The sequence below is a fragment of the Streptomyces sp. NPDC093586 genome (assembly GCF_044764905.1).
GTDB lineage: Bacteria > Actinomycetota > Actinomycetes > Streptomycetales > Streptomycetaceae > Streptomyces.
In genome coordinates, this window is sequence record NZ_JBIWJA010000025.1 from 87,400 (window position 1) to 112,619 (window position 25,220).

16 protein-coding genes and 5 pseudogenes are annotated in these 25,220 nt (G+C 66.4%); 8 read left to right on the forward strand and 13 right to left on the reverse strand.

Annotation, left to right across the window (positions count from 1 at the left end; genetic code table 11):
• Positions 1-232: 232 nt before the first annotated feature.
• From ACIRFH_RS24520 to ACIRFH_RS24535, 4 genes are all read left to right on the forward strand, one after another.
• Entirely contained in the window at positions 233-664 is a 432-nt protein-coding gene (locus ACIRFH_RS24520; protein WP_403524581.1) for a hypothetical protein, read from the forward strand.
• A complete protein-coding gene (locus ACIRFH_RS24525; RefSeq protein WP_403524584.1) occupies positions 661-2,718 on the forward strand; it encodes a hypothetical protein in 2,058 nt (685 codons plus the stop codon). Before ACIRFH_RS24520 ends, ACIRFH_RS24525 begins: the two co-directional genes overlap by 4 nt.
• Positions 2,715-3,506 carry a hypothetical protein gene (locus ACIRFH_RS24530; RefSeq protein WP_403524587.1) on the forward strand — a complete coding sequence of 264 codons (792 nt, stop codon included), beginning with the start codon at positions 2,715-2,717 and terminating at the stop codon, positions 3,504-3,506. Before ACIRFH_RS24525 ends, ACIRFH_RS24530 begins: the two co-directional genes overlap by 4 nt.
• A gap of 431 nt (positions 3,507-3,937) precedes the next feature.
• Positions 3,938-4,078 carry a hypothetical protein gene (locus tag ACIRFH_RS24535; RefSeq protein WP_356554614.1) on the forward strand — a complete coding sequence of 47 codons (141 nt, stop codon included), beginning with the start codon at positions 3,938-3,940 and terminating at the stop codon, positions 4,076-4,078.
• 380 nt (positions 4,079-4,458) lie between these two features.
• Here ACIRFH_RS24535 and ACIRFH_RS24540 read toward each other — a convergent pair.
• The 4 genes and pseudogenes from ACIRFH_RS24540 to ACIRFH_RS24555 form a co-directional block, all read right to left on the reverse strand.
• Positions 4,459-4,806: pseudogene (locus ACIRFH_RS24540) on the reverse strand (MBL fold metallo-hydrolase); the annotation flags it as partial.
• A 155-nt stretch (positions 4,807-4,961) separates the two neighbouring features.
• A pseudogene (locus tag ACIRFH_RS24545) lies at positions 4,962-6,485 on the reverse strand (response regulator); the annotation flags it as partial.
• A 126-nt stretch (positions 6,486-6,611) separates the two neighbouring features.
• Positions 6,612-8,381, reverse strand: a pseudogene (locus ACIRFH_RS24550) (AAA family ATPase); the annotation flags it as partial.
• A 5-nt stretch (positions 8,382-8,386) separates the two neighbouring features.
• Positions 8,387-8,716 carry a CU044_2847 family protein gene (locus ACIRFH_RS24555; protein WP_388070843.1) on the reverse strand — a complete coding sequence of 110 codons (330 nt, stop codon included), beginning with the start codon at positions 8,714-8,716 and terminating at the stop codon, positions 8,387-8,389.
• 358 nt (positions 8,717-9,074) lie between these two features.
• Here ACIRFH_RS24555 and ACIRFH_RS24560 point away from each other — a divergent pair.
• Positions 9,075-9,464 (forward strand): annotated as a pseudogene (locus ACIRFH_RS24560) (transposase); the annotation flags it as partial.
• Positions 9,465-9,482: 18 nt separating this feature from the next.
• Here ACIRFH_RS24560 and ACIRFH_RS24565 read toward each other — a convergent pair.
• Complete coding sequence (locus tag ACIRFH_RS24565; RefSeq protein WP_403524590.1) at positions 9,483-9,752, reverse strand: hypothetical protein; 270 nt, start codon at positions 9,750-9,752, stop codon at positions 9,483-9,485.
• Positions 9,753-9,955: 203 nt separating this feature from the next.
• The gene (locus ACIRFH_RS24570) at positions 9,956-10,351 is read right to left on the reverse strand and encodes a hypothetical protein (RefSeq protein WP_403524593.1); all 396 of its coding nucleotides are present in this window, start codon (positions 10,349-10,351) and stop codon (positions 9,956-9,958) included.
• 220 nt (positions 10,352-10,571) lie between these two features.
• Between ACIRFH_RS24570 and ACIRFH_RS24575 the strand changes: the two genes are divergently transcribed.
• Positions 10,572-10,865, forward strand: a complete 294-nt coding sequence (locus ACIRFH_RS24575) for a hypothetical protein (protein ID WP_403524596.1) — start codon at positions 10,572-10,574, stop codon at positions 10,863-10,865.
• Positions 10,866-10,937: 72 nt separating this feature from the next.
• On the opposite strand, the gene ACIRFH_RS24580 is transcribed toward ACIRFH_RS24575, so the two are convergent.
• From ACIRFH_RS24580 to ACIRFH_RS24610, 7 genes and pseudogenes are all read right to left on the reverse strand, one after another.
• Positions 10,938-11,273, reverse strand: a complete 336-nt coding sequence (locus ACIRFH_RS24580) for a hypothetical protein (protein ID WP_403524598.1) — start codon at positions 11,271-11,273, stop codon at positions 10,938-10,940.
• Positions 11,274-11,299: 26 nt separating this feature from the next.
• Positions 11,300-14,887, reverse strand: a complete 3,588-nt coding sequence (locus tag ACIRFH_RS24585) for a P-loop NTPase fold protein (protein ID WP_403524601.1) — start codon at positions 14,885-14,887, stop codon at positions 11,300-11,302.
• Positions 14,888-15,606: 719 nt separating this feature from the next.
• Positions 15,607-15,954: pseudogene (locus ACIRFH_RS24590) on the reverse strand (MBL fold metallo-hydrolase); the annotation flags it as partial.
• Between the two features lie 360 nt (positions 15,955-16,314).
• Positions 16,315-16,905: a hypothetical protein gene (locus ACIRFH_RS24595; RefSeq protein ID WP_403524604.1), complete on the reverse strand. Its 591-nt coding sequence runs from the start codon at positions 16,903-16,905 to the stop codon at positions 16,315-16,317.
• A gap of 185 nt (positions 16,906-17,090) precedes the next feature.
• Positions 17,091-19,316 carry a hypothetical protein gene (locus ACIRFH_RS24600; RefSeq protein WP_403524606.1) on the reverse strand — a complete coding sequence of 742 codons (2,226 nt, stop codon included), beginning with the start codon at positions 19,314-19,316 and terminating at the stop codon, positions 17,091-17,093.
• A gap of 317 nt (positions 19,317-19,633) precedes the next feature.
• The gene (locus ACIRFH_RS24605; RefSeq protein ID WP_403524608.1) at positions 19,634-20,125 is read right to left on the reverse strand and encodes a hypothetical protein; all 492 of its coding nucleotides are present in this window, start codon (positions 20,123-20,125) and stop codon (positions 19,634-19,636) included.
• 611 nt (positions 20,126-20,736) lie between these two features.
• Positions 20,737-22,734, reverse strand: a complete 1,998-nt coding sequence (locus tag ACIRFH_RS24610) for a hypothetical protein (protein WP_403524611.1) — start codon at positions 22,732-22,734, stop codon at positions 20,737-20,739.
• A gap of 436 nt (positions 22,735-23,170) precedes the next feature.
• On the opposite strand from ACIRFH_RS24610, the gene ACIRFH_RS24615 reads away from it, so the two are divergent.
• Complete coding sequence (locus ACIRFH_RS24615) at positions 23,171-24,037, forward strand: hypothetical protein (protein WP_403524613.1); 867 nt, start codon at positions 23,171-23,173, stop codon at positions 24,035-24,037.
• A partial coding sequence (locus ACIRFH_RS24620; protein ID WP_403524616.1) for a hypothetical protein occupies positions 24,037-25,220 on the forward strand: 1,184 nt, incomplete at its 3' end. The genes ACIRFH_RS24615 and ACIRFH_RS24620, both read left to right, overlap by 1 nt.

Consider the following 25,220-nt stretch of genomic DNA (forward strand, 5'->3'; position numbering starts at 1 on the left):
GGCTTTCTAAGAGTTGCTGCTACCGGCTGGAGCGCTGAAGGCAAGTTCCCACGAATTTCTTGCCGCCCGGAATGTGCGGGAGCCGGGGCGCCCAGGCCGGCACCTCGCTGGCGGCTGCCGCTTTCCAGCCATGTAGCGCTATGAATGCGTCAGGTTCCGGAGAGGGCTCATGGGGGTCAGGGGGCGAGAGGGAACATATGGGTCTCGTTGCCGCAAGGACGCAGAGACGGGAATGATCTTGGACGTATCAGGGGAACTGGCCACGGTGGGGACCACTGCGGCATCTGCGCTGGTCGTGGCCATGACGGGGGACGGATGGCGCGGGATCAGGGATTGGTTCGGGCGCGATGGTGACAGAACCGCAGCCCGTCAACTCGGCCGGCTCGACCGGGACCGCGAGACACTCCTGGCCCTGCCGGAGGAAGAGCGGGAGGCTCGCGCTGGAGACCTGTCATCGGCATGGGCCGTGCGCCTGCAAGACCTGGCGGATGAGGACCCTGAGGCCGGACAGGAACTGCTCGCGTACCTGAAGCAATGGCTGGCCGAGAACCCGCAGGCCGCACCGGAGGTCGGAGCGGTCAGCCAGCGGGCGAAGGCAACGGGGAAGTCCCGGATCACGCAGGTGGGCCGCGACCAGATCACCATCAACCCGAGGCGGTCATGAGCGCCGTGGCCGAGCCCGCCGAGGATCAAATCCGGCAGGAGGCCGAAGCCTCCGAGAACGCCGTGGTCACGCAGGTGGCCGGGGACTATGAGGAGCACCACCACCGCTACGTCCGCGGCTGGGAGTACCTGGGGTCCGTAGGAATCGACGCGGACGAGGCCCGCCTCGTGGAGCGCGCCTACGTCCACGCCGAGGGGGCAACCGCTTCTGGGGGACGGCAGGTCACGCAAGCGGTTCGGCTGCTGAAGCGACCGGCCGGTCAGCACAATGTCATAGTGCTGACCGGCCCCGTCGACACCGGGCGCCGGACCACGGCTCTGCGCGTGCTCCGCGACGTCGGGGTGGATCCGGAGAACATCCACAGCCTTGTCCTGGACTGGGATCGCCCGCGTACGGAGCAGCTCCCCGCCACGCCTCAGCATGGGTTCGTGCTGGACCTGTCCGGCTACAGCAGCCTGCCTGCGGACTTCTACCAGGGTTTGAGCGGGTACCAGAAGGAAGCACTCGGTGCCGGGGCGTACCTCGTGATCCTGGCCGTCCCCGCCACGTGGCGGCCCGGGACGCTGGCGTCCATCCCGCAGATCGAGCACATGGCGCCTCCGGCCTTGGACGTAGCGCGGTCCCACCTCAAGGAGCTCAACGCCGAGCGGCTCCCCTGGCTGGCCGACGGCTCCGATCTGGCAGGACTGCTGACTCCTGCCTCGTCACCCGACGACGCGGTCTGGCTGGCCGAGATCATCGCTGAAGCGGACGATGACGCCCAGAGTGAGGTGAAGGAGGAGTTCGAGGAGTGGCAGGCTCATCTGCTCGGCTGGTTCAAGGAGCACGACGGAGCTGAGCACCTTCGCGACCGGGCGCTGCTCATCGCGACCGCTCTGCTGGACGGACTCTCCGCCGATGTCGTCATGGCCGCCGCCGACCAGCTCTTCGAGCGGGTGAAGGGCGAACTGCCACCCGGCGGTGCTCTGGCCGGCCCCGATCTGGAAACGCGCCTGGAGATCATCGAGGCGAAGCGGACCGACGACGACGGATTGTCGCTCAGCGACGTACGCCATGGCTTGGACGAGGCCGTTCTCTCACACGTCTGGGCCCAGCGACCGCACCTGCGGGACGAACTGCTGCAGTGGGCATCGCAGATCACCGGGCCGAAAGGCGTCGCGGTCAAGTATCGTGCGCAGGTCGCCGACGCGCTCACCCGCCTGGCCACGGGTCCAGGAGGGCAAGCGGTCCTGCGGATCGTCACACAGTGGATCGCCTCGGACAGCGAGACCCACCGCCGCCTGGCCGCAGGCATCCTGGAGAGCACCGCGACGCATCCGGGAATCGGTGTGGCGGTCCGCAAGTACCTCTACGACGCCGCGAACCAGAAGAACCTGAGCGAAGCGCTCGCCCGGACGGTGGCCGACGTCTGCGCGGGCGAGCTTGGGCGTGCCTACCCGCGTGTCGCTCTCACCCGCCTGAGGCTCCTGGCGAGCCGCGCGGACCGGCGGGGAGCCGATGCTGTCGCGCGGGCGATTCGTGAGCTCGCCGCCGAGCCGAAACTCCGCAATTTGGTTCTGGGTGAGATCGTCGACTGGGCCGAGACCGACGATGCTGTGATCCGCCAGGCCGGGGCGCAGGCGTTTCTCGCACTGACCGACCTGACTAGTCTGCCGGGCGAGACACCACTCGCCTTGGCGCTGGTGAACGACCTGACCGCGAGCGACGAAAATGGCTCGGAGGATCAGCTATTTGTCCGCGGATGGCGCGCGGCCTGGCGCCATGAACCCGCCGCCGACCAGGCCCTGACATCGCTGGCCGCCTGGCTGGACTCGCCGGCAGTGCCGGAGGAGCACGCCGTCGGTATCGCCGTGGCCGTCTTGTCAGGGCGCCTGAGGGACGCTCGCGTCTCCGAGTTGCTGGTGGGACAGAGCGTGCCGACCGGCCCCGGTCGCACACGGCGTATAGCGGTACTCGGCCATCTCCTGCCCGCTGCCCCAGACCCGGCCCAGCCATCGGAAACGCCTGGTGAATCACAGCCGTCGCCAGATGAGTTGAGTACGCCCGACGCATGAGCCTGTTCTCCAGGCGGAACCGGCTGCCGGGACCGCCGCCCGCCCCGCCAGGAGTGGCGGCGGTCCCGGCCGAGGAGCAGGCCGGGCGGCATGTGCTCATCGAGGATGAGCACATGCCCAGTCGGATGACCGGCGTCCACTTCACCGTACGGATCGAGGGCACCTGGCATCCTCTGGGCGAAACGACGGCAGGACACCATGCTCCAGCTGCACTCGCTCGGCATCACCTGCGCGAGCACACCGCCCGGATCCTTCGCCATTACTCCGTGCAGGAGCTGCTCGCGGCGCGGGATGCCGTAAACGCGACGATCGCGCGCCCGATGTCTCCCGAGCCGTGGCTCGAGACGCGGGGCACCGCACACCTGACGGTCGCCGCCGCGGACCGGACCCTGGCCGAAGAGCACCTCCGACGCGCGCAACAGGACGCTCTCGAACGAGAGGAGACCCTCCACCGCATCGCCTTCCTCCAGGCCATCCTGTCCGATCCGGACCAGCACGTTGTGTGGTGGATCGACCAGTACCCCGAGCGCCTCGGCGAACTTGCTCAGCTGTCCACCGCCGTGAAAGACCTCAGGCCGCCACGGGACTCCACCCGCGACGGCCTGCACGCGGAAGTGGCCTGGTTTGTCGAGCAGCTGCTTACCGATCTTCACACCCCACACCAGCGTGAGGTCTTCCTGCGCGCCCTTACCCAGACCCTGCGCACGCTCGGCAGCATCGATCTCCAGAACATGGCCGGCCGCTGGCTGTCCACCTTCGACACTCAACCCGGAGCCGATACGGCATGACCGTACGCACCAGACGCTGGATCCTCGCCCCACTGCGCCAGTGGCGCGCCCACCACCTCATACGACAGCACGGCCCGTCCCTCGACTACCCGACCGCCTGGGCGCTCATCACTCTGGCGACCAGCCCCCGCGAGTTCGCGTACATACAGCAGGCCACGAACGAGGCCGGCTCGACCGCCGACGCTGGCCTTCACCGCGACAGTTGGGAGGCGCTCAGTCCGGAGGAACGTACTCGGAGGAAACACTGGCTCGCACGGCATGGGAAAACGCCGATACAACGACTCGGTATAACCCCTGACCAGCTGAAGAGGGCCGGGCTGCGTGTTGTGGACTGGTCTCTACCGGAAGGCGACACCTGACCTCGCGACGCGCGCAGCGAACTGATTGAGTTCGGCGGCCAGACCAATGGTCAGCCCCGAGAGGAAAATGCGGTGACCGGCTCCTGGACATCGCCCGGCGTCCTGGCCGCGATCCACTGCGCGGTCACCGCCGACACCGAGACGTCTCGCATGCGAGACAGCGCCCCGGCCGCCGCGGCCGCGCTCGACTACGCCTGTCCCAACGCGCCCTGATTGCCGTCTCCAGCCGTACGGACATCGTCGAGGAGCCTAATCACCCGCCGCCTCGCCACGCTCGCCCACAGCGGCCTCCAAGCCCCGGACACCGCCACGGTGCGCGCCATGGTCCGCCCAGCCGCCACCGCCCGCCGATCCGCCGACGGGCCCCTGCCCAGTCGGCCCCCCCTCCTGCAAAGCTCAGCGCCGCACGATGCGCGTTCGGACGACAACCCGAGACGGGCCTTCCAGGGACGGCAAGGGCCTGACGCGCTGGGCAGTGACTTCGCACTCCACGCGGGACGCTCCGTCCAAGGCGCGCAGCAAACGATCCTGCTCGTCAGCAGGGAGACGCTCCAGCATCTGGACCATCTCCCCCAGCTCCTGCCCGACCGACGTCACCTCTCCCCCGCGAGGTCGAGATCACCCTTGCTCGTCTCGGCCACGCCTTGAGCGATCCGGGGACGGCGCCAAGGGTGCGCGATCGGACCGGAGACCGCCCGCCACCACGCCTCCACCGGCAGCTTCCCCGCCGGCTCGAACGGCTCCCCCGGCCGCGGGAACGCCACCGTCTGCCCGACCTCCTCGGCCGCGTCCTTCGTCCACTCACCCGGCTCCGCCCACGGATGCGGCGCCAGGTTGAACGTCCCCCAGTGGATCGGCAGCAGCACCCCTCCCGGAGCGCCTCCCTGCAGGTCAAGGTGGGCCTGAACCCCCTGCGCAGGCGTCATGTGAATGTCTGGCCACATGCCGGGCAGCGGCGTATAGTCCGTGTGGTTCTTGGGCCAGAAGCCGTTCTTGACTCTTGGAGTCAACAAAGGCCTGACGGGCCGCCGTTTCGCGGCTTCGCCCCCAGCGAGATCATCCTGCTCGTCCTCCGCTCCCCGCAGCGCTGAACGCCTCACGTTGATCGTGTCCACTGCTCGACCTTCGCGAGGAGGTGGTCCGGGTCGACAGGCTTGGAGATGTAGTCGGAGGCTCCGGACGCCAGGGCCTTCTTGCGGTCTCCGTTCATGGCGTTGGCGGTCAGTGCGATGATCGGCAGCTTCCTCAGCTGCGGCATGTGGCGGATTGTCTCGATGGCTGTGTGGCCGTCCATCCGTGGCATAGCGATGTCCATGAGAACCACCGAAACGTCGGTATTCTCCCGAAGGATTTCCAGGCTCTCCAAGCCGTCCTCGGCGTACAGGACGTTCAGGTCGTGATCCTCCAGAAGGGTGGCAAGCGCGAACACGGTGCGGATGTCGTCATCGACGATCAGCACCGTCTCGCCTCTGAAGGCGATGGTGCGGTTGGGCTGCGTTCCGGGGAGTCTGATCAGAGCTGGCTCTGGGCCTCGTTCCGCTGGCCGCCAGACAGGGGTCAGAGCGGCCTCTTCGGCCGGCACGCGAGGCAAATCTCGTGTGCTGTCTGGTTCTGGGGCAAAGGCGTGAAGGGGCAGGTACAAGGTGAAGGTGGAACCGCGGCCCGGTTCGCTTGTCACCCAGATCTCGCCACCGAGCAGTAGTCGGGCGATCTCTCGGCTGACGGGCAGGCCCAGGCCCGATCCGCCGTATCTACGGTTCACCCTACCGTCCTGCTTCAGGGACTCGAAGATTTCACCCACCTTGTCCGGGGGGATGCCCATGCCGGTGTCGCTCACCGAGAACGCGATCACTGACTCGCTCCCGTCCGGCACTACACCTGTCTCTCGGAACAGTTCGAGGATCGTGTCGGGCATGTCAGAGGCCGCCAGCCGGATAACAAGCTCCACAGTGCCGGAGTCGGTGAACTTCACCGCGTTCGAAAGCAGGTTCCGCAGCACCTGAAGCAGTCTCTGGTGGTCGGTGTAGAGCGTGGGAGGCAGTTCGGGTGAGACCCGCACGGCGAAGCTGAGTTTCTTCTCTTCGGTCAATGGCCGGAAAATGGCCTCTAGGTAGTCGACGAGCTGCACCAGCGGTATCCAGGTCGGGGAGACGTCCATCTTGCCCGCTTCGACTCTCGACAGGTCGAGGATGTCGTTGATGAGCTGGAGCAGGTCGGAGCCGGCCCCGTAGATGGTCTCGGCGAACTCCACTTGCCTCGGGGTGAGGTTGGTCTCCGCGTTGTCCGCGAGCAGCTTGGCCAGGATGAGCAGCGAGTTGAGCGGCGTACGCAGCTCGTGCGACATGTTGGCGAGGAACTCGGACTTGTAGCGCATGGAGACGGCGAGCTGCTCGGCGCGTTCTTCCAGGACCTGGCGGGCTTCTTCGGTCTCCATGTGCCTGAGCCCGATGTCATGGTTCTGCCGCTCGAGCTCCTCTGCCCTCTTCTCCAGTTGGCGTGAGCGCTCTTGGAGTTCTTCGGTGAGCTCCTGTGACTTGCTGAGCAACTCTTGGGTTCGCTGCTGCTGGAGTATCTCCGAGCTGCTGTGCTCGATGAGCCGGCGAACGGCCTCGGGTATGTCGGTGTGCCGCTCGCCGAGCCAGCGTTGTGCCTCTGCCACGCGAGGTGCCGACAGGAGGTCCGCTTCGCTGGCGCGTTCCTCCATGACGGCGAGCCACTGCTGGAAGTCGGCATCCTCGTCCACCCAGCCGGCCAGTCGCTTCCACTCGCGGATGAGGGCCTCGTGTGCGATCTCGGCGGTGTCAGCCCCTCCTGGTCCGATCACGACGAGTCGGTGCTCAGGCTGCGCCAGGAGTTGGGCGATGAACCAGTCGCTGCCCAGGTGAGCGCGCTGAGCTGTTACGCGGACGGCGCTTGCGGAGCCTGTGCGGGCGCGCACCATGGACAACAGGGCTCGGCGGATCCGGGGCTCGGGAAACTGCTCGACCAGGAAGGTGTAGACCTTCTCCGCGTGCCGGTTCAGTGCTCCGGAGACTCCATCGACGCTGTGGTAGCTGTCGAAGCTGATATGGCGGTCCCGTTGCAGCGGCCACAGTTCTGTCAGGGCGAACTCAAGCAGGGGCAGGCTTCCCGCGGATTTGCTTGCTTCGTTGGCGATGGCCTCGGCGAGTCCGGGGGTGAACATCACGCCTGCGCGTTTCGCCGGCTCCACGATCACCGTGGTGAGCGCGTCTTTGTCCAGCGGTGACACGTTCAGCTGGCGGTCCTGGAAGCGTGAGCCGACGTCGGGAAGTTCGAGCAGGTCGGGCAAGAAGTCCGCTCGGAGAGTGCACACGAGCCGCACACTTGGGCTCGGCAGAGTATCTGCGGGAGGAAACAGATGCCGCAGGAACGCGAGCCGCTCCTGAGCGTCCGCTCCACCGCTGAAAAGCTCTTCGAACTGGTCGCCGATCAACAGCAGGCGGTGGCCTGTGAGAACGGCCAGGCGCTCGGCGACCTTCCAGAAGCCGTCTCTTCGCAGGAAGGCGGTACGGGTCTCGAGTTGTTCAAGGGTGGGCGGGGCATCGGGGTGCTCAAGTTCGAGGAGCGCCCGTGCGACGGACTCGTAGGGTGATGCCCCGGGCCGGAATGAGGCCACCGCCCAGCCTTCTTCCTCAAGGGCGGGCTGAAGCCCTGCGGCAACGAGGGACGACTTGCCGACTCCGGAAGGGCCGGTCACCATCGCGAGCGGCTGGGTCTTGACCATGTCCCGGAGGCGCTGCACCTCCCAGTCCCGCCCCCCGAACAGCCCGGCTTCAGCGTCCGCGGCCGTGAAGGCTTGCAGCCCGCGGTAGGGGCACGGCGGCAGGACCGTGCGGCCGAGCACTTCCGGCCAGGCGGCGGCGATCTCCGACAGCGGAACGGCGTAGGCGTCCGCGGCTGCTCCGTCCTTGCTGGCGATGGTGAGCATCCCGACGACGGCGTCGCCCCACCGGTCCTTGACCACTACCGGCGATCCGCTGTAGCCCGGCTGTGCACGCAACGCCGCCTCGCTGCCGACGTCCAGCTGGATCAGGCCGCCGCCGACAGCTCCTCTGAGGACGCAAGAGCTCCAGGCACCGTTCGTCCCGCGTGCGGGCACACGCGGGTAGCCGAATGCTAAGACGCCTGTACCGCTCGACTGTGCGGCGAGCAGACGGGCCGGGCCGGCTCTGGAAGGGAGCTCGTCCCCTCCCACAACGGTCAGCCCGGCCACATCACGTCCCTCGGAGCCGGTGGCGGAAGGCGGGTCCCATGCGCTGATCCGGCAGTTGCGGACGGGCCCGCCTTCAGCATCGCCCAGTAGGACGAACTCGACCTGGACCCGCGCTCCTTCCGGGGGATCCCTCCGGTCAGTCTTCTGCCGGCCCAGCGCCACATTGACGACATGGGCACACGTGACCAGCTGCTTGTCCCCCACCACGAAACCGACGCCGATGGCCTCGTCCGAGGTGCCCTGGCGGACTTTGACGATGAAACCCTCACGCTGGACCCTCATGCGGCTCAGGCGGAGCGGTGCCAGACCAGACGGACGGCGAAGTTCACCTCTGCCGTCCCCTTCGCAATGATCACTCCGGTCTCTCCCCCCATCTTCAACCCGAACTGGATCTCCACTTCCTCCGGCCCCAGGTCCCGTGTCGTCTCCACGACACGTGCCAGCACGGGCCTCACCTGATCCAAGGCCTCGGACAGTGACACCCGTGCCCGTGCAACGACGTCACCACCGGCCGCAAGCTCGAGATCCGATCCTCCGAACTCGCCGTCAACCTCGAACACGGCAGTGTCGCTGCCCTCAGCGTCCAAAGCCATCGTGAACAGCTGCCCATCACTCACTACGCCCTCCCCCATGTCGCCAATAGACTTCCTGCTGACGAAAACTCATCCTCGAGCATGGAGCACACCGGGCGCAGCGATATGCACAGGAAGATCGAAACGATCATCATTGATATTCACCCATGCCAGTTGCGAGCAGTCCGACTCTTGCGGACCTTCCCGTGTGTCAGAATTTCGTCGACCACCCGTAACCCGAGGGCAAAAGAAGCGTAAGACCCTCCTAAATGCCCAGCTCAGGAAGCCTGTCCCCCGCGCTTGCAGGGGTGCTTCGTCGACCGAACGCGGTGGCGCTGGACAAGGTGTTGGAGGTGAGTGGCCGCCAGGTCGGCAGCCACCACTACTTCACAGCCTGGGTGCGGTGGCTAAGGTCCTGACCTCGATGCTGGGAGTCGGCGTCAGGACCGGAGCGAGGAACCTGATCGAGGTCGGCGACGGCAGCACGTTCCCGACCGCCGGCCACCTCGCCGCTTACGCGGGTCTCGCTCCGGCAATCCGGAGCTCGGGCTCATCGATTCGCGGCGAACAACCCTCCAGCCGGGGAAACAAGCAGCCCAAACGGGCCTTCTTCCTCTCCGCGTTCGCCGCCCTGGGCGACCCGGCCTCGCGGGCCTACTACGACAAAAAGATCGCCCAGGGAAAGCAGCACACTCAGGCCCTGCTCTGCCTCGCCCGACGCCGGGCCGACGTCCTCTTCGCCATGCTCCGCGACGGAACCTTCTATGAGCCCCAACCGGCTGCGGCCAGGTGAGGAGTCCAGAACGCTCGATCAGTCCTCCGGCCGAAGCCGCTGACGAGCGGCCTCAAGCCGCTGGTCATAGTCAGGCGCGAACAGCCCCGGAAGTGCCTTGTCGAGCGTTCCGGCGATCCGATGGATCGGCACCCAGACCGCCGGATCGTCGACAACACGGCTGAGGTCCGTCATCTGGAGCTTCTCCAGCCAGTGCGACAGCACCAGCGCCTCATCACTCGTGAGCTTGATCGTGACCTGGCTATCACCCATGCACACCCCTACGGCTCGGCCCGCCCTTGCCCGCATGAACCTACTGGCCTTGGACCTTGACCAAACACATAGGGGCACCCCCCTGCCAAAGCTGCCCCGTACCGGGAGGCGGACGTCGGCCGGCCGCCGCGTCGAGTGGGGGGCCTGGATGGCGGAGTGCGCGAGGTTCTCCGCCCATGGCCACCACGACCGCGTCGCCTCGGTCCGTGGAGCGGCCGAGGCGGGCGACGACGTCCTCCCTATGCTCTGGGCTGCTCGCCAGCCGCAGGGCCGGGCTGGGCCGCGGCCGAGGGCGAGGACTCGGTGGCGGGGTCCGGCTCCGGCTCATCGATCACCGCCTCCGCCTCCGCGATCACGGCCTCCTCCGCGGCAGGCGCAGTATCGGCGGTCACTGCCGCGGCCTCGGAGGTCGCGGCCTCGGTGCGGTCGCAGTACGCCTTGAACGCCTTCCACCCGGCCGCTGACACACCGACGGCGAGGACACCACCGACGAACCCCTGGATCCGCCCCTGCCGGAGGCTCTGGGCAGCCAGTTGGACGGCTTTCTGGAATCCCTTGTCGATGTAAGCAGCCCGTAGGGCAGCAGGGCCTCCCAGTTTGCTGGCTTCCTCACTGAGTTCCGCGAAGTCCCACACCGCGCTCCCCCTCACCTACTGCTGCTGTCCGGTAACGACCTGATCATCCCAGGGTGAAGCCGGGTCAGTGAGTGGATCAGGACAACATGCCTACCGACGTCCACCCCCGCTTGTCCGGCCGCTGCCGAAGCTACGTCCATACCGGGAGGCCGCCGCCGTCGGCCTGCCACTGCGCTGCGCCGGGGACTGGACCGAGGAGTACGCGAGGTTCTCCGCCCGCATGGCCATCACCACGGCGTCGCCTCGGTCCGGGGAGCGGCCGAGGCGAGCGACTACGTCCTCCTTCCGCTCCACCTGGATCTTCGGTGGAACGATCGACCCCGCCCTCACCGTGAAGCGGGACCGGGCCGTCAGTCGTTCCGTCGGCGTCTGCAACGACATGCGCAAGGGCAAGGACGACACCACAGTGGCAAAGAACGCCGCCTACCGGTGCGACGGCGGCACCGGCAGCGTCGACAAGGCCAAGGGCGCGCTCATCGCCGAGGCCATCAAGACGACGTACTACAAGAGCTGACATCCATTCAGGTGGTCTCCGCGCGAGCGGGGTGTTCCGGAGGAGCGAGCCTCTCTTCATTTGAAGGTGATATCAGCGGATTCCGGCAGCACTCTTGAACGCCCTCATTCGCTCCTTGCCTTCAGGAGTCTTGCCTTGGCCGGTCAGTGTGCGGCCCAGTCGGCGGGCCAGGTCGGGAAGGGGCCGGACGGCCTGGCCCAGCGCGGAGGCGTTCGCGGGTGTCGCCGTCTGCAGCGCTGCTCCCATGTGCTCGATGAAAGCGGCAGGAACGCAGTCCGGGTTTTCTGAGATCAGCGCCCCGATGAAGCTGGTGGCATGGCCGAGTGTCGTCTGGTCACTGCCCGCTTCCTCGAACAACACGTCCCAAACGGATGGGGAGTCGGCAACGGCGGTGACGATGTCGGTCATACGTGCCGCGTCCCAATCGCGGTCTGTTAGACGCTGCTGCACGTGAGCACAGACCGCTTCGGTGAACTGACCGCTGTGTGCGATGAGCTCAAGGAGCGCCGGCAACTGTTCGGTGTCGGCGAGGTCGAGGGCGTCGTTTCAGCGAGGTCGGGGCACCGGCCGTTTGCTGCGGCAAGGAGGGACGCCTGCTGGGTGGGGGCGACCTTGTCCCACACAGAGGCGGCGTGTGCCCAGGCCATGGTGTCGTTGCCGTCCAGGATCTGCTGGACGAGCAGGCTGGGCAGCGCAGTTTCCCGCAGATCGCCCCGATCAGCAGCGGCAACGGCTGACGTGCGGGCATGCGGCGGGAGCTGCTGCCAGAACTGCGCGATCCAGGAGAGCCATGTGACACTGACCGCGGAGTCCTGGGCGTGATGTGCGGCGAACGTGACGGCCGGCACCGGGGCGCTTCCGATCCAGTTCTGCAGATGCTGCAGTACCCCGGCGAGCTTTGCTGTGCGCAGGTCGGGGTCCCGGAAGAGCACCTGCAGACCCTCCAGTACCTCGGCAATGTGGGGCTGGTTGTAGTTACCGAGCAGCATCATGAGCTGGTCGGCGAGCCGGGAACCTTCTGCACGACCCTGCTGTGTGGTCATCAGTGCGGGCAGACAGCGTCGAGCATGGGCTCCGCGTTCGTCAGGCTGGTTCAGGGATACTGTCAGGGCGGTCACGCACGTCCCGGCTGCTTCTCGCACCTCGGGCTCTTCACTGTGTTGCGTGTGGCGTAGGTAGGTGACCACTGCTTCCACGAGTGCGTCGCGTACAGCCTCGGTGACGATGGGGTCGTGAAGGTTGCCGACGATGGCCACCGCGCAGACCGCCGCGTCCTGTTCCGGCAGGTCAGCCATGATCGATGCGGCGTCGGCGGCCAAGTCCAGGCAGGTGTGCGCGGCATTTCCCACTGCACGGGCCGTCACGGTGCTCACCAGCGCGCCCGGGGTGATGGCCGCGTGGTGGCCGATCGTGGGAAGCCAGGTGTGCAACAGCTTCGCAGTGGCCTGGGAGCTGCCCGCATCGTCATCGTCTTCCAGGAATCCGGCTGCCCGCTCGGCAATTTGTGCTGCCAGGGTGGAGTCGGCGGGCGCAGCAGGTGTCGCAGCCGGGTGGCCCCATCCGTTTTCAGGCACAGTGGCGTGGTCCAGGAGCTCGACGGCCTTGGCTCGCAGGTTGTTGTCATCGGTGGCGAGCCAGGCCAACAGCCCCTCGGCAACAGGCCGCTGCCACTGGTGGACGTCCGCAGATTCGACGGTGATCTGGTGCACGCGTTGGGTTGCTTTGTCATCGCCGACGCGCGCTGCCATCGCGAGTAGTGCCTGGTGTGCTTGCGGCGGCCATGCCGCTCGCTGTATCGCGGGGGCGTCCTCGTAGGCGGTGATCCAGGTCGTGAGGTCGCCGGTGCTGCCGTTGTCGGCAAGAGTGGTGAGGTAGGCGGTCAGCGGCGCATGCAACTGGTCGGCGTGTCGGCCGGTCGGCAGAGCGATCAAGGCCTGGGCCCACAGGAACGTGGGCCATTCGGCGCCAGCTGTTCCCTCGAGTCCTGCCGCTGGTGGCGTGCTCAGCGCTTGGTGCAGGGCGGGAAGGTATGCCTCGGGGAAAAGATCCAGAACGGCAATGAGATCATGGGCCGGTATGGCAGTGGCGGCATCGGCGCGCCTGCGGGCGATTTCCTCGGTCAGCGCTTGCAGTGCTCTGGCGCTCTGCGGGTCCGCTGCCGCGTGGTCGGCAAGGTCTGGGATCCGGCCGAGTGCCTGGACAGCAACGATCAAAGCGTTTTCCACATCGAGGCCCTGGCGCGCCTGGGCGATGGTGTGGGCTGCGGCGCTCAGTATGCGGTGACGGCCCTGTGTGTCGATGAGTCGAGTGGTGAAGGCTTCGGTGTCTCGCTGGACGAGTTCTCGGTGGATCGCCGCTGCCTGCTCGCTGCCGAGAAGCCTGCTTGCGGGGGTGGAGCCGAGGGTGAGCAGCGGCATCAGATGCGCAGGTCGGCCGGCGCGTGTCCGGCCGGCTGTGGCGAGAAGGTAGGTGAGGCCGGGCTGGGCCGTCGTGGTCAGACGGCGAACGGTCTGTTGGCCGTCGGCAATGTCCTGCGCCGGAATGGTTTGGGTGAACGCTCGCAGGAGCGGGTCGTTCACCGCCGTGGTGGAGCCGAGAAGAGCGTCGTCGAGGACGGCGAGAAGGTCGTGCTCCGTACGGATCGCGTGGTATAGGCCGGGAAAGTCGTGACGCAGGACCGTCAGGCGCGCCAGGGTCAGTGGATGGCCCGTGACTTCACCGGGCGCAATACGAGCGGTGCCGGTCTCATCCGGTCGCTCGCGGCGCATCGCCAGGGCGTAGTCGGCGAGGAACGCATTGAGCAGACGGATGACGTGCCGGGGGTCCTTGACTTCCTGGTGCACGAGGAGGTCGAGAACGTCGTGTACTCGCCGCATACCTCCCAGCGCCGCAACAACGTCGTGCTCCGTGGGGTGTGTCAGAAGACGCTCGGCGTAGTCCCTGAGGTCTCCCCCATGGTGCGCGGGCAGGACCATGCGCACGGTGAACAGCTTGTTCAGGTACTCCTGGGCAGCTTCTTCGGTGGCCTTCCTCTCCGGCGCCGGGGTCGGAGACGGACTGCTGTCGTGCTCGGCTGTGTGGGCAGGGCGATGCGCGAGACCGGGCCGGACTCCGACGATGGCCTCCCGGACGATGTCCTCGTCGCAGGAGAGCAGGAACACGGGCGGATGCGTGTGGTGGGTACCGGTCAGCAGCAGGCTCCGCACAGTCGTGAGTGCTTCGAGGACTTCCGTGGCAGACAGACGGTCGATGTCGTCGATGGCGATGACCAGGCGCCGTCTGATGCCACCGATGAGGCGGGCGAAGACCTGTTCCAGGTCGTCGGTCGACTCCGGACGCGGGGTGGTCAAGGTGATGTCGTACCGCTTCAGTGCGGCCAGGGCTCCTTCCTTCACGGTTCCCAGGACATTGGCTGCGACTGCGGCGCTGAACGCGACAGCCACCAGCGGGCTGGCCCCGGGCGCGGCGAACCACGCCCAGGGCGAAACGCCGGCACCCACGCCGACCACGCGGCCTATGAGGACCAGGACGGCGCCAACCAGCCAGATGAACCCGAGCGTGGCCGCCATCCAGCCCAGCGCTTCCAGCGCGGCCATCACGTACTTCCGTCGGGACGTGCCCGGCTGGCCAGACGTCGCGCTGCGCCTCGAGTCGACCCGCTGCCGGCCGCTCTCCAGGCATACCCGCTCGCTGTGCCAGGTCTTGTCGTTGATCAGACCCTGTCGCTTCAGGTCGTCCAGCAGCCCATACAGCAGTCCACGGGCCCGGGCGGTCCCGCTGTGCCGCTCCGCACTGAGATGAACGACCGCCCAGTCCTTGTTGCCCTTCAGTTCCGCGTCGAGCAGACGGACAACGGACGATTTGCCACTACCGAACGGTCCGAGCAGGCCGATTGCAAGGGACTGACGAGACCCCCGCAAGATCACGGACAACTCCTGTGCCACCGACAGGTGGTCGAAGCGGTCCTGCTCCTGTGAATCGATCGCGGAATCCTCAAGGACCCACGGCCGGGGCTGTGCCATGTGCGTCGCTCCGATCCTGAACCCACCACAACGGGTGAACGGATCCTACGAGCCGCCACTGACAAACCTGCACCGACATTGACACTTCTCCCAGCAGTCCGAGGACCGTGCTCGCCCATTCCCTGACCACGTCCACCGCGCCCTCCGCGGTGCGGTGGCCCGCGCTTGACCTCTTCTCCACGAGGATCTGACCGAGGACACGGCGGAAGCAGCAGACAGCACCGACGCAGCAGATTCCCTCGCTGTTCTGAACACGGCCGAGGGCGAGGAACCCGACGACATCACGGAAGGCTCGGCATGCCCCAGACGAGTCTGAGCACGGGGCGGCCGTCCGGCATCCCCAGCAGCTCCCGCACGCGCGCCCTCCGCTGCGGCCCAACCGCATGACACCATCGCCGCGGTCACGCTCACCCGGGAGCGTCAGCGCCGCAGAAGCTCAATGCTTCAGCTGCATCCGAGTGAGCCGATGAAGAACAGAAGAGGCCCCGCCGGCGAACCAGTGAGGCTCCTCCGGGTGCATGCTCAGGCACCCACGACGCGCGTTCGGACGACAACCGAGGACGAACCCGCTCTGGTCGGCAACGGCACGAACTGTTGGGCACTCACCGAAGGCTCCCGCCGGAACGGGCCGTCCAGCACGCGCACCACACGATCACGCTCCTCGCTCGAGAAACGGGCCAGCAGGGCCACGACTCTGCCCAGCTCGTCCTCACCCGATGTCACCGATCACCGGCAAGGTCGAGAACGCCCTTGCTCGTCTCGGCCGCCCCTTCAGTGATCCGGGGACGGCGCCACGGGTGCGCGATCGGAGCCGACACCGCCCGCCACCACGCCTCCGCCGGCAGCTCCCCCGCCGGCTCGAACGGCTCCCCCGGCCGCGGGAACGCCACCGCCTGCCCGACCTCCTCGACCGCGTCCTTCATCCACTCACCCGGCTCCGCCCACGGATGCGGAGCCAGGTTGAACGTCCCCCAGTGGATCGGCAGCAGCACCCCGCCCGCAGCGCCTCCCTGCAGGTCAAGATGGGCCTGAACCCCCTGCGCAGGCGTCATGTGAATGTCTGGCCACATGCCGGGCAGCGGCGTATAGTCCGTGTGGTTCTTGGGCTACATGACGCTCTATCAGGTTTCAGGTATCCGCTGGTTCAGCAGTGCTCGGAGGTTGGGCGCAGGTACTCAGCTCGGCTGTTGCGGGCGCGTAGCCGCCGCATGAGGCGAGCGTCTACAACTGGGCGGTTGACACGGATTTCTACTGTGTGTCTTCGCCGCGGTGTCCATGAAGGCGGTAGCCCATCTCGTCCGGATGCCGCATCACTCGAGCAAGGCGCCAGGCAGCGTCGTAGGATAAACGGCCGCGTTCTCGCACACGCAGTCGTAGAGCCAACGCGCTGGTGACAGGGTCGAGCACCCAGCGCAGCACAGCGCTCCTCACCGCGCTTCGCCCGCGAGGAGGGCGAGGCGATGGGCGGTGCGATCGTCGCCGAACGCGCGGACAGCGTCGGCGAGGAGGGTGAGTAGCTCTTTGCGTCCTTCCGTGGTCAGGCTGGCGACGAAGTCGTGGAGTATTTGCGCGACAGTCACCCATTGCTGTCCTGGTTGCCATTGCTGGACCTCGCGCACCAGGTCGTCGAGGTCGGTGCCCGACGGCGGACCGCCGAGTCGGGACCACTGCTTCGACGCCCCCTCCAACAGCCCGTAGAGACGGGCGGTGGCCGGGTTGGCGAGAATCTCTTCCCGGAGGAACGTCTCGCGGGCGCGCACCTGCCGCCGTGCCAACTCGTCCAGCTCGTGGTCTCGTCGGATGCGCTCTTGTTGCCGCTGGTACTCCTGCCGCAGGCGTTCCGCACTGAGAGCGGCCTCCCGGATGGCGTCCTCCACAGTGACGCGCGCCTGCACATCAGTGACCATCACACCGTCAGCGACGAGAGGCAGTTGACCTTGGACGGCGACGAGAATGTCCTGATCAGCGGCCATGGGACGGAGGACGTCACACTGCTGGGCCGTCTTCTCGATCTCCACTCTCGCGAGGCGCGATGCTGTGTGACGACTCGCTGGCGCGGTGGTACCAGTGCGGCGCCAGGTCACCCGGATCTCAGCGGTGAAGGGCAGCACGGGGTCGATGCTCTTGAGACGATCCGTGAAGACGGATGTCCAACTGGCATTGCCTGCTGCTACAGGGGCAGGGACTTTGGCCGTCCGGCGTCTCATGCGGCGGCTTCCGCATCGGCCTGGGGTTTGTCGCCTGCAGCGTCTGACGGCGGTGGCTGAGACGATACTGGCTGATTGCGCCGGGCGATGAGGTCCTGGTCGAGCAAGGCGGACAGCTCGCGCTTGAGAACTTCCTTCTCCGCGGAGTATGGGCGGTCCTGTCCCTGAACCCACCACTGGGCAGAAGTACGCAGGGTTTCGCGAAGGATCGGCCCTTCGGTGCCAGGAACGTTCACGGTCTGGCGCAGGGTGTCGAAGACGATGGACTTGAGCTCGTTCCGTTCCAGGGTCGCATCAAGCCAGGTGAAAACGGCCTTGTCGAGGTCTCGTTCCCCTGTCGGCCCCGCGGCCTGGCGCAGCAATGTGCGCCACCCTGTTACGAGCCCTTGCACGGTGGGGCGGAACGCGTCTTCTTCGTCGGGGTTCTCATCGACCATGGCTTGGAGGAGTGGCGGAAGGCCGGCTGCCTCGGGCGGGGCGTTGAGGGCCAGCGCGGTGAACGTGCGGTGTCCAACGGACTGGCTGGTCGTCTCCGCCTTGCACCAATCGACGACGTACCCGAACAGCATCTGCCGTACGGTGCCGTCCTCCCACAGGACGCGTACTGCCTCGCGTAAGGTGTCGATCACGTCAGGATGACCTTGCGCGGCCACATTCCTGAGCCTCCGCAGCGCCTTGGCGGTATGCCGGCGGCCGAACGCGCCCGTACACACCTCTACAACTGCTCTTTGCAGATGGGGCTGGCTCCGACTCGACCACGCCAGCAGCATGGAATGGATGTACGGCGCGCTGGCAGCGTGGATGGCCGCGGAATCCAGGAGTTCAACGGCCATGGGCCACAGCTCCTTGGCCGTTCCATGCTTGTACCACTCCTCGACGATCCGCTCCAGCGGCGTCTGGCGTCGGTGGCGCACGGCCCATTGCAGAGCGAACTGTCCCACGCGCTCTGCCAAGGCGAGTCGCCCATCCTTGCTGATGATCTCCAGTGCTTCCCTGCTCGTGCTTGTGTCGGCGACGGGTGCCTGTGCGAGCCAGTTGAGGAACGTCGTACGAGCCAGGGGACGGTCGTTCCAGAAGTACTCGATGACGGCGTCGTCCCAGTGCGGGCGGGTGAAGGTGAGGGTGCCGTTCTCCTCGCGCCGTGCTTCGATGGCCCTCGTCATGGCGATGACCCCGGGTTCCCGCTGGCCGTCCACCTCGACTTTGTCGCCGTCGAGCTGTTCGGTCAGCTCCGCCGCCCTGGCGTAGATATGCCCGACCGGGTCACCGCGCAGAACAGCTGCGGCCAGCAGAAAGTTGCGCTGAAAGCTGGTACGGGAACGCCCTTCAGGTTCATGCCAGAGATAGAGCGCCTCTTCCCAGTTGCTGTGGGCAGCCGCAACGTAGGCCACTTGCTCCTCGAACGTCCGGCGAAGAGACCCTTCTCGCTGATGCCTGAGCGCTTGGTCTGAGGAGGACGCATCTGCCGCTACGAACTGGCCTGCCCGGTGCTCGTCCAGCATGAGGTACACAAGGTTGAGCACATCGGTCGGGGCTTGGCGGGCAAGGAGAGGCTTGATGTCCTGGTGATCAAGCCACTGGTCTACTGGAAAGTCAGGCTCCTGCCCGAGGAGCCACCGTTCGGCGATGTCGCGCGGACTCACCGTGCCTAACTCCGGGGCGACTCCGCTCGGTGCCCCGTGGCTGATACGCCTCCACTGCTCTGGGCGGGAGAGGACGACGAGCCGGCAGTCCCGTCGCTGGAGGCGCTCGACGAGCTTGTGCAGGTTGCCTCCGAAGGAGGCATCGACTGCGAAGTCATCTTCGTCGGGCGGCAGTTCCAGCAGATAGCCGCATTGGCGGTCGTGCGGCAGACGTCTGGTGGGGAAGTGTTTGGAGCCACCGAAGGACAGCGGGCGTACTTCGGTGATGACGCCGTCGTCCAGGAGATGAGCGAACAGCGCGTAGGCGGTGAAGGTCCGGCTGCTGTTCGGCGGGCGGTTGATGACCAGTACAGAGCCTGCCGCACGCAGGGCTTCAAGAGCCTGCTTGAAAGGGCTGGGCGCCAGGCGGTCCTCACGGCGGGGCTCTGCGTACACTTCGCGGACTACAGCCAGGTACTCGGGCGAGATCGGGGCGTGCGAGTCGAGCGTCTGCTCGTAGACGTACTTCGTGCCGATCTGCTCGCCGTAGTTGTTGAAGGCCCGTTGCAGCACGGCGGCCTGCCCGACTGCCTCCACCACGTCTCGGGTCGGTACCCCTGCTGGAGGCCGTCGCCAGAAGTGGTCGTCGGAGGAATCCTCGGCGGCTCCGGTCTCGGCCGGGATTCCGAGGGCTGGTGCGGTTGATGCAGGGATACTGGGCGGCACAGGAGGTGGTGGGGGCAGCGTTGGCAAGCCGTTCGGCTTGGGACCAGAGGCCTGTGATGCCGGCGAGGGCTGAACTTGAGCCGCTGGCTGCTCGTCCTGCGGCATCTCATTTCCCCTGGACGTGGGGAGTGTCTGCGGTAGACGGTCTTCGGTACGGCTGTCATCGAAGCTCATGTTGTTGTCGCCCTGCCTCAGCCGATGGTGCCCTCTACCTCGATGCCGACCTGTTCACCTGTCTCTTCGATGGTCCCGGCTTCCTGGTCGACTCGTGCCCGACCACGTTCTGTGATGTCACGGCCGACCCGCATGCCGAGCTGCTTGCCATGGAGAGAGTCGGCCCGCTGTGAGACTTCCACCCCGGGGCGGTCTGCCTCCTTTTCATCGTCGAAAGGCAAGCGGCGTCCGTATACCTCCTCCAAGTCTCGGCGGAGGCGCCCCAGGACCTTCCGCAATTCGGTGTCATCTCCCTGGAGAAATTCGGGCCGCGACAGGTAAACGCGGAGCGCGCCGTGAGCCCCGGTGATGCGTGCTACGCGCTCGTCGGTGAGTGCTGAGGCCCTGACCAGCAGGGGCTCTGTCTGCCCCGGCACTTGCTCCGGTTCTTCCACGGATGCTGGACCTGTGCGCCGGTCCAACACTGCACTTTCTCGGTCGAAGAGAAACCTGACCGCCTCGGTCAGCATCGTTCCGGCAAGGACGGGAAATGCCAACGGATCCATGTGCGCTTCCTCCCCTAAGCCCGCATGACCGCCGCATTTCCCATCGGTAGGTGCGACAGGCAAGTACACGGGCAAAAACGGGCTTCACCGCATGAGGGTGGCTAAGGGTGCGGACAGATGGGAAATCGGTCGTTGGTAGATGTGGCCGAAGAGCGAGCATTGACAGTGTGTAGCAGATCGGTCATGCCTGAGTGATGGGACGACAGCTTCAGGTGCTTGTCGCGGCAGCTCTCGGTCTCGGCTGGAACCGCACGATGTTCGATCTGTGTTCGGGCTGGGGCGGTGTCTGATTTGACGCATCCCTGCGATCGCGCAGGTAATGGCGGAGCGGTCGACGCGGCTCAGCACGCTGGTCAGGAGTCACGACATGGCGGGTAGCGAGAAACGCTAACCTCATGGCTACGAACACATTCCGAGGGCCTCCGGTTGCTGATGCAAGACACCCTGCGCCTCACCACTGAGGTGCAGGGCTTCCTCCTCGACTGTTACCTTTCATCCCACACTCTGAGAGGGATCATGATGCATGTGCTAAAGCGCAATTGAAGTGGCGGTTGCTTCGGGGCATCCACCATGACCTACGCGTCCTCGTCTGAAACCTTCGCGAGCTGGGCCAGTACAGAAGCCGCGTAGTCGAGCCAGGTGTGCCGGGGCAGACGTCCGCGCGCACTGAGAGTGATCTCCTCATCATCGGCCCATCTGCGTACGACGCTCTCGGAAATGAGGCTGTCGTCACCGAGGAAACTTCCCATGCCTACAGCGTGGAGCTGGTAGGAGGCCAGGACTCGAGCGTCCAACGCGCCATTTGACCTGACCTCGATTCCTGCCTTCCGCGCCCAGTGGCGAGCCGCCTGGGTCAGCTCCCGATCCACCCGGCCTCGCGGGAGGGCACGGGACGCATCTTGTCGGCATCCGCAGCTCTTGGTGTTCCCGCGAGTGACGTCGGCCTGCGCAAGCCCGGTGACAACCGTCTTGCACCTGCACTGGTAGTCCCGCAGCGATCCAGCTCGCTTCTTCGGATTGCGGTATGGGGGGCCCGTCGGTGTCAGCCAGCTGTCCGCATGCGGCTCGGTGGCCTTCAGTTGCCGTGGCGCGGCGGCCACTTTCGAAGCCTTGGGAAACCGGCGGGGCCGGTACGGCATCCCTAGCAGAGCCTTCTCCACATCGGCCGCCGCTATCTCCGTGCCGCGCTCCAGGTAGCTGGCGAGGCCAGGTAGCGGGTGTAGGCCGAGTTGGTGGATACGCAGCACGACTGCGGCCGCTACCTTCCACGCACTCCAGCCTGAGCCGACAACGACATCGTGAGGTCCAACCGGGTCGAGGTCTTCGCGGACTCGGATCACCGTCTGGCCAGCGGCGGCAAGACGCTCGGTCTTCAGGCGGTCGTCTGCTGCGCGATCGCGCCAGGACTCAGGACCGTGGGTCTTCCAGCCGTCGAACTCCACAACAAGCTGCAATGCCTCTTCCCACATGTCGACCCGCGCGCCGCGGTACCGCTTGCCGGGCGCTGGATTGAGCGGAATCGGCGCCTCAAGCTCCAAGGCGGGCAGGTGGGTACACAGCTCGTGGTAGAGCGCCAGCGCCTTGGCGGAGACGTTCTTGCTGCACTTCAGGCAGCCGGACCGCAGCGCCTTCGCGGTGCGGCGATTGGGCGGTGCCGGCCAGTCCTCATGCTTCCCTTGCGAGGACGTACAGCGCCACATCACCTCGATCTTGGACCCGACGGGGGTGTTGTGCGCGTTCCGGCCCGTCGGGCCACGCACCCACTGCTCCGCGAGTTCCGGATACCACGCAGCCAGGCTGTTGGAGGCGTCGGCTTGGCCGGAATTACAGATCGGGCAGCCGTTGATCCCAGCCGCTTTCCCGTTCCTGATCCGCAGGCCGGTGCGGCTCTTGGGAGGCTGCTCCCACATATGGGTTGCCCAATGCCACTCTCCGGTACTGGGCTGAACGGCAGGAACCTGATGCCACCAGGTCACCGGCTTGTTGCTGCCGTAGCTGATCTCCTCCGGCGCACCAGAGTCGGGGTGGAGCTCAGCGGCCAGCGCAGAAATGGCCGCCACGGATCGCTCGAAGGCGGGTCGCTCTCCTGGCCGCGGGGCCGCGCCGGAGCACTTCCCGCACATGCTGGGCCGGTCGGTGCGGCTGCGGTCCTTCGGCGGAGCCATCCACGAGCCATGTCCCGGTTCCACAGTGCAGCGCCATCTTCTGTCGGTCGCATCCCGCACGCCCACGCGCGCGGCGTCCACCGTGTCCGCCCACTGGTTCTTCAGCACCGTGACGTCGGCTACAGACAGCTCGCGCGGAACAGGGGCAGCCTGCACAGCAGTGAGGATGTTGTCCCGGAGCTCCCGGTTGGCAGCGTTCTGCTTCTCCATCTTCGCACGTACCTGTTCCAGCGAGGCGGCGACCTCAGCACGCCACTGCTGCGTCAGCTCCTGCCAGAACTTCTTTTGACGCTCGTACTGATCTGCCCGGCACAGACCGACGAGCGGTTCCGGAAGAGTAAGCGCCCCTGTGCGTGGCGGCTCACCTGCAGAAGCATCCCGGGCTTTCGGCGAGGAGGTAGCGGTCATGCGCCGATGATGGCGTACAGCACTGACAACGCTCCTCTTGGCTGACCCTGCTCCACCGGCAGCTGGGCACGAGCGTGAGCCTGCCGTGCGGTGGCGTACTCAGCCGCCGGCCCTCTGCGGTCGGGGCATAGCAGCAAACATCAGCGCATTTGCCAGGTAGGAGCAGTAAGTTGAGTAGCCTGACGGCGCTTCAGGGAGCATCTTGGCGTTCCGCTGATAGCACTGGTGGGAGACCGCACAGGGGAACCTCCCATGGATCTTGTAGGGGGGAGCAGTGCCGAGGGGGAACAGTGTCGGTGGCGACGACGATGCCGCCGTCGGGCCAGATGGCGCGGACCAAGCTAGGGCACTGCCGGACCTGTCGCCCTTGACGGTCACGGCGCCTTTACTGCTTCGTACGCATGAGCTGTCTTGGGAGGCCCTGGAGCATCTCGTGGTGGCGTTGGCAGTCCAGGCCGACCATGCTCTCGAGGCCCGGCCCTTCGGGCGCGGCGGCCAGGCCCAGGACGGGGTCGACGTGGTGGCGTTCTTCGCTTCCCAGCCCGCTGCGGTGTATCAGGCCAAGAGGTATGAGAAGTTCACGGCCTCTGATCTCCACAAAGCTGTGCTTGCGTATGCCGGTGGAAGCCGACCCTTCGATGCCCGACGTCTGGTGGTCGTCACCACGGCGGACGTGCGGGATACGAAGGTCGACCTGGAGCTGACGCGGCTACGCGAGCAGCATCGGGATCTGGTGATCGATCTCTGGGGTCGGCAGCAGTTGTCCGACATGCTGTTTGCGTTGCCGGACCTGGTGCGGCGGTTCTTCGGCGAGGACACGATGCGAGTGTTCTGCCGACCGCTGCCTGACCGGGAGGCGCAGTCCGAAAGCAGCAGTGCAACGGGCCAGCGGGTGGTGGAGGCTTACCTGACCCGCCTCGGTTCATATTTGAGCGAGGGTTTGCATGAGCTGGTTGCGCTGACGCTGGAGGATCAAGACAGGTCAGAAAGGTTGTCGTCGACGGAGTTGGCGGCCTGGCTGCGGGCCGGGCGTCATGTCCAGGTGGCCGGCAGCTCGGGAACGGGCAAGAGTCATACCCTGGCCCACGCCGCCCTGGGGCTGGCGCAGGCCAGCTGGTTGCCCATCCTGCTGCGAGCGGGCGTATACGGAGGACGATTGGAGGACAGCCTCGACGAGAGCGTGGCTCCGTTCACCCCGCAGACGGCGGACTTTCTGGTACGTGCCGGCCGGTCGGAGAGGCTTCCAGTCGTCTTGCTCGTGGATGCGATCAACGAATGTCCCGTCCGGTTTCAGATCGGTTGATGCAGCAGGTCAGTTCGTGGTGTCTCCGCGCTGAGGCGACGGTGGTATCCAGCAGCCACGAGTTCGTACACGTGCCCGTGGTGATCGGTGGTGCACGACTGAGGACGGTCGATCCGGCCCCGCGGCAGCGTGCGGCGCTCTTGCGGTCCTACGGAGTACGTCCCGAGGACGAAAGGAGCGTCGAGGAGGAGTGCAAGGCGTTCAGTACCGTCCTGGAGCTGTCCCTGGCAGCACAGCTGACACAGCGGCTACCGACGAACGCGGGCCGAGCAGCCCTCCTGGCCGCCTACATAGGCGAGCAGTTGCAGCAGGCATCACAGCCGACGGCTCTACGGCGGGTGCTGCACCACTGGGCCATGTTGATGGACGAGCGGTTGACGGGGTGGCTGCCGCTGGCGGAAGCACAGCGCAGTGCCGCCCAGCTACTGATTGCGCTCGGTGCGACCGTGGGCGTAGTGGACGAGGCGTTGAGGTCGCCTGTGGTGCGGGTCCGGCATCAGCGGGTCGAGTTCCGGCATGAGTGGTACGCCCAGATGCTCGCCGCCGAGGCCCTGGTGTGGTCCTGTACGGGCACGGACCTGGCCGGTGAGCTGCGGCAGCCGCATCGCCGCGAGCTGGCTGTCTGGGCCGTTCCGCAGCACAGCGACCCGGACGTGGTGCGTGGCCTGTTGCGGGGACTGTCCGACAAAGATGTGCTCATCGAGGCGCTGTGCTTGCGCTTGGGGCCGGTGGCCGACGAGGTGGCTTTGGCAGAGGCCCGGCGCTGTCTGGAGGCGGCTGTCGAGGTGATGGCCGTCAGCACGATAACGTGCACCTCGGATTTGAGGTACGCCAGTGAGCCGAGCCGCTGCTGGAGCGGATATGAGCAAGCGATGTTCGCTGCCATCGGCAAGACCGCCCGCGATGGGCGCCTACTGGAGCCCCTAGCCCGGCTCATGCGTGAGACCGATCAGGCATTCCGACGCGGCACGGGGTGGGCCGCGACGAGCCTTCGTGTAGCAGGGCTGGTCGCCGCGTCCTTGAATGGACCGATCGTGTCGAACGGCGGTACACGACTGCCTGCCGCGGTGGTTACACATGATGCCCGGCTAGTGTCCTGCGCCAGAGATCCGTCGGCAGATGCGGGCGAGGGAGTCGAGGATTTCCTCGGCGGTCTTGGTCCAGATGAACGGCTTGGGGTCTT